Origin of the sequence: Huijunlia imazamoxiresistens (assembly GCF_037132455.1) — a bacterium.
Classification (GTDB): domain Bacteria; phylum Bacteroidota; class Bacteroidia; order Chitinophagales; family Chitinophagaceae; genus Flavisolibacter; species Flavisolibacter imazamoxiresistens.
Genome location: NZ_JBBBEI010000027.1, coordinates 65001 through 72656, shown reverse-complemented (window position 1 = coordinate 72656; position 7656 = coordinate 65001). Strand labels below are relative to the sequence as shown.

Genomic DNA, 7656 nt, shown 5'->3' with positions numbered 1-7656 from the left:
AGTGGCTTCGTTTGATAGATCAAAGCTACGCCGCTAAACCGGGCAGTAAAGGTTGGTTTCGGTGAACACGGCAGAGCGGGGGTTGAAACCGGGCGCATGGGCGTTTTTTTGTATACATAGCCGGTGAACGCCCGTTTTTCGGGGTTGAAAAAGAAAAGGGCCGAAGATCCGATCAAGACCTTCAACCCTTTACACATTATATAATTCTCACAAACAGCAAGCACAGCCGTTATTTCCAGAACTGCCACCATTTCTTCCGGTGGCCCGGCAGGGGCAGCCGGCGCTTGCCGTACTGCTCCATCACGCAGCCCAGCGCTTCCAGTTGCGCGCTGGAGGGCGGCCCCTTTACCTGCGCGACCGCCGCTGGAATTCCGCATCCAGCTCCTGGTCGGACAGGAGGGAATAATCCACCGTATAGGGCAAAGGGGCCACCTTAACGCCGCTATGATAAAAGGCGATCGCTACGTTGCAGCGCACCACGCCCTGCACCACGGCCAGCAGTGCCTGTTGCAGGCCCAGGTTGATCTCCGCCTTCAGCGAAACCAGGTCGCGGCTGTTCAGGGAGTATCGCAGGTTGCCTATCCTGTCTTTAGTTAAGTTTACCGGGCCACCTATTACTTCTTCGCCGGGCAGCACTTGCCGGCCGGCTTCCATCTTCCCTATCATAGGCAAATAATAGTTAGCATACGCAACGCCAGTGAAAAGGGCTGCAAAGGTTCTCAACCCCTTGCAGCCCCCTTGAAAGGTAAAATCTAGAATTGAAAATATTCAATGTAACAGGAAGGGAAGCACCCTGCTCAAATCCACGAACCCAGGAACTCGTAAACTCGTGAACTTGTGAACTCGTAAACTAAACGCAGTTTAGGGCATCTTCTTCAACCCTTCCCACTTCACCTTCCACTGGCCGTTTTTCGGGATACCCGGGTTGGGGCCCTTGCTGCCGTCGTAGCCGGCCAGCATCATCGAAACAGCCGTCAGCAGGCCGCCATTGCCGGGCATATAGAGGGTCAGGCGGTTGTCCTGGTAGTTGTGGCCGTTCTTCAGATAAGTGTTGGTAGGCACGCTCATGAACAGGGCGTCGATCGCCTTTTCGGGCAGGCCCAGGCGGGTGGCGGTCATGGCCGTCATCGGGAAGTCCCAGCCCCAGGTGTCGTTCCAGGACCAGTCCTTCCAGATCAGGTCGAAGGTGCGGCGCATGGTGGCGGTGTCGAGCATATTGCTCAGGGGCAGCATGCCGTAGGCGCCGAAAACGCTGGGGTGGTCGGTTTTGTATTGGGGGTTGGTGTACGAGTCGGGGGCGCTTTCGGCGGCCAGGTACACCCCGTTCTGCACGGGCAGGGGCGACAGCTTGGCGATCACCTCGTCCCACTTCTGGTTGCGGGGCAGGCCCAGGCGCTGGCGCCATTTCTGGGCGGCCTCCAGGCCCCACTGCCAGTACACCAGCTCGTAGGTAGGGTTAAAAGTTTCTTCGGCCTTGAAGCGCTCCTGGGCCGGGATCAGGCCCTTGCCCAGGATATAGCGCCCCTTCTCCTTATCGAAATAGGCAAAGGAGGCCATAAAGTCGGCGGTGGCGAACACCAGGTCCTTGTATTTGTCCAGGGTAGCCTTGTCGTTGCGGTTGCGGTAGATGAGCTCAGCAAAATAAATATAGTGGGGCTGCTGCCAGATGAGGAAGGCGCCCACGGAGGAAGGCACTTCTTCACCGCTGTTTTCTACCACCTTTTGCCAGCGCACGCCTTCGTAGCCCTGGCGCTGGGCGATCTCTTTGGCAAAGGGGGCTACCTGCTGGTACCAGTTCATCACTTTTTCGAGGTAGTCGGTCTTTTCCCAAAGAGGGTAATGCGTCAGGTGCCAGTAAGGCATTTCCAGGTGGGCCTTGCCGTACCAGCTGTTATAGGTGAGGCCGGTTTCCTGGGGCGGAACCGTGCCGGCTTCCTGCGTCCGCATCAGGTACTGCGACAGCACGATGCGGCGCTCCAGCTCAGCGGCGCGGGGGTCGGTGCTGCCGGTGAAGTCCACAACACCTCCCTTGCTCCAGTACGACTTCCAGGCAGCTTCGCTGCTGGCTTTGGTCTGTTCGAAGCCGGGCGGTACGGGACCGAAAGATTTGCGGGCGAAGAGGCAGCTGAACTCGAAGGTTTCGGCGCCGCCGGCCGGGACCAGCAGGAACTCATGCTCCTCCTTTTTCTCCAGCTCAGCCTTGCCTTTCCAGCCCAGGCCGACATAATAGCGGGCACTGTCGAGCTGGTGGGCTACCCAGGCGTTGTTGGCGGCCTGTCCCTGCACCTGCGACCGGTGTTTGTCGGCATGGGTGTAATTGGTGCCCATATCGGACCATTCGCCGGTGGGATACGGGAAACGGAGGCGCACCTTCAGGCGGCCGTCCTTCAGCAAGGGGGACTGCACTTTTGCGGATACCAGGTCCTGCTGCTGGTGGCCGTAGGTTACCACATCCACGGGCACGCCCTCCACGCTGAAACGGCTGTGGATGGCGCCGGTCCAGGGGTTCAGCTCCTGGTGGACCTCCTGCAGGTCGGACAGGGTTGCGGGCGAGCCGTCCTTTTTGGTAAGGGCGAAGCCGAGGTTGCCCAGCTGCAGGCGGTGGGGGTTCTGGCGGAACCAGTCGGCGGCCTGTTTGGGGCGTCCGCCTTCCGAGCCCCACTGCACCAGGTACGACACTTCGCGACCGTGGAGCTTGTAGGGTTTAAGGGCTTCCTCGCGGCGGTAGCCGGCGGTATTTTTAAAGGCGTTCCAGCCCCATTCGGACTGGGTGCCCAGGGGCACGCCCTTTTCGTATTCTTTGGGAAAGGTTTGCAGGCCGGTGACGTCTACCGTAAAGGCAAAGGAGCCGTTGCCCACGGTCAGCGACGCCAGGGTGTCGGGCCGGTCGTTGATCACCTTGTGGCGCTCGATCAGCGCCTTCCGGTCGATCTTCTGGGCCTGGGAATAATAAGGGGCCATCAGGCCCAGGGAAAAAACCGCCAGGGCCGAAGCGACCAGCGTGACCGGCCTCTTCCTTAAAGAGAGAAAATTCATATGCTAGAGGGATTTGATCGTCAATAGTCAATAGAGAATAGGCAATAGGCAATAGGCAAAGAAGGAAAAAGAGGAAAAGAAAATTGGCAATAAGCAACAAGCAAATAACTATAAATCCAGCTTAGCAAAAAATACTTTAAACCAATCAACACTCCACTCCTGCCCCCCTTCAACAACTAACCCATGAACTTGTAAACACGTAAACTTGTAAACGCGTAAACTACTTTACTTTATCGTACACCAGCTTCATGGTATTCGTGCCCCAGGAAGAAGTGGAGGTGGATTCCACGGACAGCAGGCCGCCCTCCGCCAGCTTCCAGGTTTCGGTCACCTTGATCTCCATGGTTTCGCCGTTGCGGTCGAACAGGATGGTGGAATTGACCGTAAGCACCTGGCCGTCGGGCGACCATTTGGCGGTGGATTTCTTTTTGGAATTGCCGTAAATGGCGGTTTCCGCTTCCTTGCCGTCGAAGGTCAGGCGTTCCTTGGTGGTCCGCTCCTCACCATTGCGGGTAAGCGCTGTACGTTCGATGGAAACGGCATCTGCTACCGACTGTACTTTGAGGCTTTTGGGCGCCAGGTTGGCGCCGAACTGGCCCAGCTCGCTTTTCTGTTCGTTGAGCTTCCATTCACCCGACAGGTCGGCCTGGGCAATGGTACGGCTAGCAAGGCCCGGCAAACTGAGGCAGCCGGCCAGGAAAAAGACGCCGGCTTTTTTGGCCAGCGGGTTTTGGGCAAGTAATTGTATGATCATATGAACAAATTTAAAGGTACGAGGCACGAAGTCTCGCCGGAGGCAAGACGCGGTTGGAAAAGTAAGGGATAAATCAAAACGGGCCAACAAGCTGGGGTTCAAATTCTTTTTTTCCTGGTCCTTTATCCATACTTCCTACCCCCCACTTCGTACTTCGTACCTCCTCTTTTTAGTTTATTTCAAAAACTTTCTCAGGTTCGCCTTTTTGAGGTCTTTGATGCCTTTCACCACCACTTCGGCGTTCATGCGGGCGCCGGTTTCGCTGGTGTGGGTGTGGTCGCCGTGGAAGAGCGGGGCCACCTTGTCCTTGCCCAGCACATCGTACTGGTCGGCAATGCCTTTTTCCAGGTCGATAAACAGGACGCCTTCCTGCTGCGCCACTTCGCGGGCCCAGCGGGCATAGCTTTCCGAGCCCCTTTTCACCTTGTCGCCGTTCCAGTCGTTGCGGGGAATGGGCGAGCAGACAATGGGGGTGGCGCCCTTGGCTTTGGCGTCGCGGATGTATTTGCGCAGGTACCAGCCGTAGCTGTACACCACTTCCTGCTTTTTCAAAATAGGGTTGTAAATCTCCTTCGACTCGGAACCGATGCCCTTAATGGTGCCGCGGGCACGGGCGGTATCATCGAGCGGCGAGGAGTCGTTGTGCCCGAACTGCAGGAGAACGTAATCGCCTTTTTTCAGGCGGGAAAGGATGTTGTCCCAGCGGCCTTCGGTAATGAAGGTGCGGCTGCTGCGGCCGCCCATCGCCAGGTTCTCGACACGGATCTTCGAGGTATCGAAGTAGCCCGCCATGAAGGAGCCCCAGCCCCACTGCCCGTTGCTGCCGTTACCGGCGCCGTTGCGTACCGTAGAGTCGCCAATGAGGTAGAGCACGGGCTTGTCTTTTTTCAAAATAATAAAGGAGGTAAGTCCGACAAAAAGGGCTAGCAGGGCCGGCAGCAGCAGGCTGCCCCTGCGGGTGTTCGATGAAAGGAATTGCTTGTTCTGCATTTTGGGTGTTTATGAACGTTTTAAAGACTTTTGTAGTTTTTGCTTTAGGCATCCCGTAAGTAAGGCAGCCGATGCCACTACTTCTTCACGTATTTTTTTAAATCGCAGCCTGAGAGGCTTTTGATGCCTTCCACCACGGAGGCGGCATTGATGGCGGCGCCGGCATGGTTGGTGTGGGTATGGTCGCCCTTGTCGTCGCCGGGGAAGAAGGTCTTTACCTTTTCCGGTCCCCAACCTTCGTACTTGTCGGCGGTGATGTCGTTGAGGTCGATGAAGAGGGCGCCTTCCTGTTCGGCCACTTCGCGGTCCCACCTGGTGAAGTTATCGGTGGCCCGCACCACTTTGCCGTCCTTAAAAACATTCCGCGGAATCATGGACAACACGATGGGGGTGGCGCCCTTGGCTTTGGCGGCCCGCACGAACTGGCGGATGTACCAGCCGTGGCTGTGCACCGTCTCGCGGCGGCCGTCGCGCCACTGCAGCAGCACGGTATCTTCGCCGTTGCCTTTGAGGGTGCCCCGGTTTTTGGCGGTGGTGTCGGGATAGCTGCCGTCGTTGTGGCCGAACTGCATCAGCACGTAATCGCCGGGCTTCAGCAGCGAATCCACGCGGGCCCAGCGGCCCTCGTTGGTGAAGCTGCGGCTGCTGCGGCCGGCCATGGCGTGGTTGGCCACGCGGATGCGGGTGGTATCAAAGAGCGAATCGATCACGTTGCCCCAGCCCACCTGTGGCGGATTGGTATTACGTACCGTGGAATCGCCGATCAGGTATACGGTGGGTTTGTCTTTTTGCAGCAGGGCGAACGAAGTAAGCCCGATAAGGAAAAGGCATAAGACGGGATTCAAAAAGGTCCGCTTGCCTGTGTTCAGCAGTTGATGGAAAAAATTTTTCGACATAGTATTCATTTAAGAAAAGCAGTTGGTTTTGATTGCCGCTCCTGGAGCATTACTTATTGCCTATTGCTAATTGCCTATTGCTTATTGTCCATTCCCGCTCCCAGATAAAAGCCCGTATGCGGCGGCTGGTTGTACGAGCTGTTCTGCCAGGCAATGGCGAGGCGGTACACGGGGTCCTGCATCAGGGTGGTCAGGCGGCGGGAGGACGGGATAACGGTGGTGTAGATGCGCAGCTCGCTGTTGTCCGCCGAGCGCCAGATCACCTCCTCGCGCCAGTCGCCGAACAGGTCGGCCGACAGGCAGGGCGTAGCCTTGGTGCCGTTGTTGGACACGCAGCCTTCGGCAGTCAATAAGCGCCTGGTAGTGGACGTCTTCCAGTCCCATTTGTCGATATGGTTGCCGTCGAGCAGCTCGCGGGTGAGGTCGTCGTCCCACCACACGAGGAAGTTGGTGGAGGAAGGCATTTTTTCCGAGATCGTTTTGCCGTGCACGTCGCGCAGGCCGCCGGGGCCGCCCCAGTTCTCAAAACCCGGGTGGCGGGGATCGATATCGGCAGCCACCCCCCTGCCCACATCCACGCCGGGCGCCAGCGACCAAAGGATTTCGCCGGTTTTGGCGTCGAACTGGGCTACGCCCGGCGTGTTCAGCGCCAGGGTCCGCTCCTCGCTTTCGTGGATGCCGAACACCTCCAGGCCGGGGCGGCGGGGATCCAGGTCCGCCAGGTGGAGGGCGTCGCCGTGGCGCAGGCCGGTGGTGTACAGGCCGTGTCCGTTGTCATCGACGGTCATGGCGCCGATGCAGACCTCGTCCTTGCCATCGCCATCGACGTCGGCAACCGACAGGTTGTGGTTGCCCATACCGGAATAAGGGTTTTGGGCATCTTTGGAGTCGAAGATCCAGCGCTGGGTCAGCTGGCCGTTCCGCCAGTCCCAGGCCGAGAGCACCGAGCGGCCGTACCAGCCGCGCACCATTACCACGGAAGGCAGCTTGCCGTCGAGGTAGGCCACACAGGCCGTGAAGCGGTCCGAGCGGCTGGCGGTACGGTCGTTGCCACCGTTGCCTCCGATGCCGCCCCAGCCGTCGAGCGGGTAGCGGTCGGGAGTATAAAGGGCGGTGGCCAGGGCGGCGCCCGAACGGCCGTCGAAGACGGTGAGGTATTCGGGGCCTTCAGCCACCTTGCCGTAAAAGCCTTTATGGGAAGGGTCGAGGTTGCGCCAGTCTTTCGTGGGGTCGCCCACTACCTTTCCCTGGCCGTCCAGGGTGCCGTCGGCGGTCTTGCAGACCACTTCGGCCCGGCCATCGCCGTCGAGGTCGTACACCATAAACTGGGTGTAGGCGGCGCCGGAGCGGATGTTTTTGCCCAGGTCGATGCGCCAGAGGCGGGTGCCGTCGAGCGTATAGGCGTCGAGGAGCTGGTGGCCGGTGGGTCCCAGCTGCGGCGGGTTTTTGGCGTTGGAGGGATCCCATTTCAGCACGATCTCGTATTGGCCATCACCGTCGAGGTCGGCCACCGAAGCGTCATTGGCGCTGTAGGTGAATGGGCTGCCCGCAACTTCACCGCCGGCAGGCACCTGCAGCGGTATGGACAGGTAGGGACCCGCAGGGGCGCCGGCCGCCACGGTAAACGGCTCTCCGGGCAGCTCCTGCCCTTTAACGAGGGCCATTACCGTGTAGGTATGAGCTTGGGCGGGGTCGGCGGTGGCGTCGACAAAGTTGGTAGCGCCGGTGAGGGGCTGCTTGTTAAGCTTCACGGCCGTTTTCCCCCCGGTGGAACGATAGAGGTTAAAGGCGGTTCCTTTGGGGTCGCCGGCCAGCAGCCGCCAGCCCAGGTACACGCTGTCGCCGGTGCGGAGGGCCACCAGGCCACGGCCCAGCTTTTCCATTACCCGCTGGGCGCCGGCCTTGGGTGCCAGCAGGGGATTCCCCCCTGCCAGCGCACCCAGCAGCAGTGCTTTCCAGAAAAAACGTTTTTGGGGCAAC

7 protein-coding genes are annotated in these 7656 nt (G+C 59.1%); all 7 read right to left on the bottom strand.

The genetic code is table 11. From position 1 onward, the window contains the following. Window positions 1–251 (bottom strand): hypothetical protein (locus tag V9K67_RS22760; RefSeq protein WP_336726600.1); only part of this gene is annotated, 251 nt, incomplete at its 3' end. A gap of 94 nt (window positions 252–345) precedes the next feature. Continuing rightward, window positions 346–666 carry a hypothetical protein gene (locus V9K67_RS22755; RefSeq protein WP_336726598.1) on the bottom strand — a complete coding sequence of 107 codons (321 nt, stop codon included), beginning with the start codon at window positions 664–666 and terminating at the stop codon, window positions 346–348. Window positions 667–861: 195 nt separating this feature from the next. Next, the gene (locus V9K67_RS22750) at window positions 862–3036 is read right to left on the bottom strand and encodes a hypothetical protein (protein WP_336726596.1); all 2175 of its coding nucleotides are present in this window, start codon (window positions 3034–3036) and stop codon (window positions 862–864) included. A gap of 220 nt (window positions 3037–3256) precedes the next feature. Further along, entirely contained in the window at window positions 3257–3790 is a 534-nt protein-coding gene (locus tag V9K67_RS22745; RefSeq protein WP_336726593.1) for a hypothetical protein, read from the bottom strand. A gap of 174 nt (window positions 3791–3964) precedes the next feature. Then, window positions 3965–4780 (bottom strand): rhamnogalacturonan acetylesterase, encoded by an 816-nt coding sequence (locus tag V9K67_RS22740; protein WP_336726592.1) that lies wholly within the window; start codon window positions 4778–4780, stop codon window positions 3965–3967. Between the two features lie 77 nt (window positions 4781–4857). Then, the gene (locus tag V9K67_RS22735; RefSeq protein ID WP_336726591.1) at window positions 4858–5676 is read right to left on the bottom strand and encodes a rhamnogalacturonan acetylesterase; all 819 of its coding nucleotides are present in this window, start codon (window positions 5674–5676) and stop codon (window positions 4858–4860) included. Between the two features lie 74 nt (window positions 5677–5750). Further along, window positions 5751–7655 (bottom strand): rhamnogalacturonan lyase, encoded by a 1905-nt coding sequence (locus tag V9K67_RS22730; protein WP_336726589.1) that lies wholly within the window; start codon window positions 7653–7655, stop codon window positions 5751–5753. Window position 7656: the final 1 nt, after the last annotated feature.